This window comes from Mesorhizobium sp. LEGMi-168a (assembly GCF_058312955.1).
In genome coordinates this window covers 1-1,340 of record NZ_JBZEGV010000103.1, presented here as the reverse complement: position 1 = coordinate 1,340, position 1,340 = coordinate 1, and the positions used below count along the sequence as shown (strand labels likewise).

Annotated in this window: 2 protein-coding genes and 1 pseudogene; all 3 read left to right on the top strand. The window is 60.3% G+C overall.

The window, feature by feature from the left end; genetic code table 11:
- Positions 1–354, top strand: a 354-nt coding sequence (locus AC4FWB_RS34170) for an ABC transporter permease (RefSeq protein WP_491030609.1), incomplete at its 5' end; no start/stop codon positions are given.
- A gap of 1 nt (position 355) precedes the next feature.
- Positions 356–1,237 (top strand): ABC transporter permease, encoded by an 882-nt coding sequence (locus AC4FWB_RS34165; RefSeq protein ID WP_491030608.1) that lies wholly within the window; start codon positions 356–358, stop codon positions 1,235–1,237.
- A gap of 1 nt (position 1,238) precedes the next feature.
- A pseudogene (locus tag AC4FWB_RS34160) lies at positions 1,239–1,340 on the top strand (peptide ABC transporter ATP-binding protein); the annotation flags it as partial.

Here is a 1,340-nt window from a genome sequence, read left to right as displayed (position 1 = left end):
GCACGGGTAACGCGGGCGAGCATGCTTGAGGTCTTGTCGGAAGACTATATGCGAACGGCCGCCGCCAAGGGCGCTTCGTCGTATGCCCTGCTTATCCACCATGCCTTGAAAAATGCCGGCGTCCCCATCCTGACCGTTATCGGCATCAGCTTCGCCTATCTAATCGGTGGGGTAGTTCTCACCGAAACGGTGTTTAACATACCTGGTATCGGCCGCCTGGTCGTGGATGCGATCAACAACCGCGACTATCCGATCATTCAGAGTGTACTCATCCTGACTTCGGGTCTGTACGTTCTCATCAATCTCACGGTCGATATTGCTTATACGCTGATCGATCCGCGCATCCGGTATTGAGATGACCCTCCCCTCTGCACCAATTGACGCCGTGCCGATAGGGCGGTTGCAACTATCCCATCTTCCCCGTCTGGCAAGGCGACACCCGCTGGTCCTGGTAGGTGGCGGCCTGCTGGCGCGTATGATTATTCTGGCGCTCGTTGGACCCCTTTACGCCGGAGATCCGGTGAACATGGACCCGTTCAAGCGTCTCCAACTGCCATCTGCCGAGATCTGGTTCGGGACCGATAATCTGGGCCGCGACGTGTTTGCCAGAACGATCTTCGGCGCCCGCATCTCCCTCATGGTCGGATTGCTGTCGGCGGCATGCGCGGCTCTTGCCGGGCTTCTGATCGGTATCATGGCCGGCTACAGCCGCAGCTTCGACAACGTCGCCATGCGGGTCATGGACGGTCTGATGTCGATCCCGACGATCCTGCTGGCCATTGCGCTCATTTCTCTGACAGGGCCTGGAATAGGCATCCTCATCGTCGCCATCGCGATCCCAGAGACGCCAGCCGTCGCGCGACTGGTTCGTTCGGTGGTTCTGGGTGTTCGCGAGCGTCCCTATGTGGAGGCCTCGCTGTGCGGCGGGGCGCGCCTGCCTAAGGTGCTCTGGCGACATATCCTCCCGAGCACAGTTCCGGCGCTGATGGTCCAAAGCGCCACGGTCTGCGCCAGTGCGATCCTGACGGAGGCGGGATTGAGCTTCCTCGGCGTCGGCGTGCCGCCCGAGATTCCGAGTTGGGGCAACATGATCGCCAGTTCGCGCCTATACCTGGCCATCGCCCCATTGACAATCTTCGCCCCCGGTATCTGCCTTGCCGTCACAGTCCTTGCCGTCAACGTGCTCGGGGATGGTTTGCGCGACCTGTTCGATCCTCGCGCGAAGCGGAGGCGATGATATGCAAATGCATACGACAGTGGCCAATGACGTGCTCCTCGACGTCCAAGACCTCGAAACCCATTTCTATGGCGAGGAAAGCGTCACGCGGGCATTGGGCGGG

Coding starts and splice junctions, on each gene's coding strand:
- AC4FWB_RS34165 (WP_491030608.1), top strand. CDS start 356: ATGACCCTCCCCTCTGCACCAATTGACGCCGTGCCGATAGGGCGGTTG.